Here is a 1,772-nt window from a genome sequence, read left to right as displayed (position 1 = left end):
TCGTTTTGTGTCCAAATTACGAAAAGCACTTCCCCAATTACCGCAATCTTTATATGATAAGTTGTTTAAAAAAGAGTGGGTGGTGTATGCCAAAACTCCTTTTGGAAAACCAGAACATGTGATTGAATATTTAGGTAGGTACATTCACCCCGTTACAAATTATCACCTGAAGGCAATTTAAATTTGTAACGGGGCAAATAAAATAGCGATAAGTAATCACCGTATCTTGTCGATTGATAAAGAAAAAAGGAGGATTACATTTAGTTTAAAAGACTATAGAAAAGGTGGGCAAAAAACCACACTAACACTCTCCACTAGGGAGTTTATACGGCGTTTTCAGCTCCATATTCTTCCCAAAGGCTTTACTCGAATAAGGCATTATGGGTTTTTGAGCAGCAGTTGGAAAAAAGAGAAGTTACCGTTATTACAATTGCAATTAAGAGATAAAAACTTGGCACACATAATAACCTTTGCCACTCAAGAGAAGTCCTTACATCGCTGTTGTCCGAGTTGTAAAAAGGAGACATTGATCACACTTTTTACCTTTGACAGTCGTGGTCCTCCAAAGGATTACAAACAAATTATAAAGGATAAACTGGAATGCAAACATTAAAAAAAACGGTTCTAAAAAGAGCCTTGACTTACTAATGCCCAAACTAAAGGAAAATGATAAAAAATAGCAGATTCTCACACAAAAAAAGAGTGATCCCCCTAAAAAGCACCTTAATTTAGATAAGCAACTGAATAAAAAGGGATGCAAAGCACTCTAAAAACAACCTTCTCCTCTTGTAAGGTTCTTGCCAACTCATCGAATTCCCCCTTACCAGCAATCCCGGATCAGTCAACAAATCATATAGCTTTGGCCTATCGGCAAGCCATATGCTTAGTTATTGCCAGTAGTGCTTATGCTACTTTAAATTCCGATTCGTTCATTTCCACGCTAAATCGGACATTGGCTTTTAATGCTTTGAATACTTTTAAAATCGTTTCGATAGTTACATTTTTAGTGTTTCTTTCCAATTTCGAGATTTGCGATTTCTGAACTCCGATTAACTCCCCGAGTTGTTCTTGCGTTAAATTCCGTTCTTTTCTAACAGATTTAATCATATCGCCGAGTACTTCCATACGCAATTCAAATTCGTATTTGTCTCGTTCTACGGTTCCAATCTTTCCGATATCCTTGTCCTTCATTTGGTCAAGTGTCATCATTTTCATTTTTTTATTTTTTGTTACCATAACTTTAAGTTTATTCGTCAAAATATTCAGCTCTTATTTTCAATGCTTTCTCAATTTCCGATTTTGGAACTTTACTTACTTTTTTAACCATTCCGTGTGTCGATAACACAAGCGTTTCGATTTTGTCTGTTTTGTCCCAAAAGGCAAAGAGTCTGTATTGAATTCCTTTGTAAAGTGTTCTAAATTCCCAAATGTCGTCTGTCAGTTTCTTAAACAGTTTTGGGTCATTTTCGAGTTTCGCTTTATCCAAATTGTAATAGATTTTGTTTTTTGCTTTAGCATCCAATTTGGACATAAAGTCAATAGCTTGTTCAAGAAAAACTACCTCAAATTTTGGTTTCATTTAGTCTATTTGTCCTTTTTAAAAGACAAATATAAATCAAAAAGTTGAATTATATGGAAACTTACGAATTTTCTTTGCATTACTGGCAACGTTGATGTATATGAGCTGTGGCGTGATTTAGCACGAACCTCTCCAAATATAAACTAACTTTGGGAAATCCATAAATTTTCCAAATCGGCACAGACCAAGCCAT

2 protein-coding genes and 1 pseudogene are annotated in these 1,772 nt (G+C 35.1%); 1 reads left to right on the top strand and 2 read right to left on the bottom strand.

Annotation, left to right across the window (positions count from 1 at the left end; genetic code table 11):
- Positions 1 to 613: pseudogene (locus PGOND44_RS15460) on the top strand (transposase); the annotation flags it as partial.
- 290 nt (positions 614 to 903) lie between these two features.
- Here the strand turns inward: PGOND44_RS15460 and PGOND44_RS14815 are convergent.
- Both PGOND44_RS14815 and PGOND44_RS14810 read right to left on the bottom strand, forming a co-directional pair.
- Positions 904 to 1,215, bottom strand: a complete 312-nt coding sequence (locus PGOND44_RS14815) for a helix-turn-helix domain-containing protein (RefSeq protein ID WP_236612013.1) — start codon at positions 1,213 to 1,215, stop codon at positions 904 to 906.
- Between the two features lie 31 nt (positions 1,216 to 1,246).
- Positions 1,247 to 1,579 carry a type II toxin-antitoxin system RelE/ParE family toxin gene (locus tag PGOND44_RS14810; RefSeq protein ID WP_003446041.1) on the bottom strand — a complete coding sequence of 111 codons (333 nt, stop codon included), beginning with the start codon at positions 1,577 to 1,579 and terminating at the stop codon, positions 1,247 to 1,249.
- Positions 1,580 to 1,772: the final 193 nt, after the last annotated feature.

It is taken from the genome of Psychroflexus gondwanensis ACAM 44, assembly GCF_000355905.1.
GTDB classification, from domain to species: domain Bacteria; phylum Bacteroidota; class Bacteroidia; order Flavobacteriales; family Flavobacteriaceae; genus Psychroflexus; species Psychroflexus gondwanensis.
Note: the sequence above shows the minus strand (reverse complement) of the source record. Positions and strands in the feature narration are given on the sequence as shown.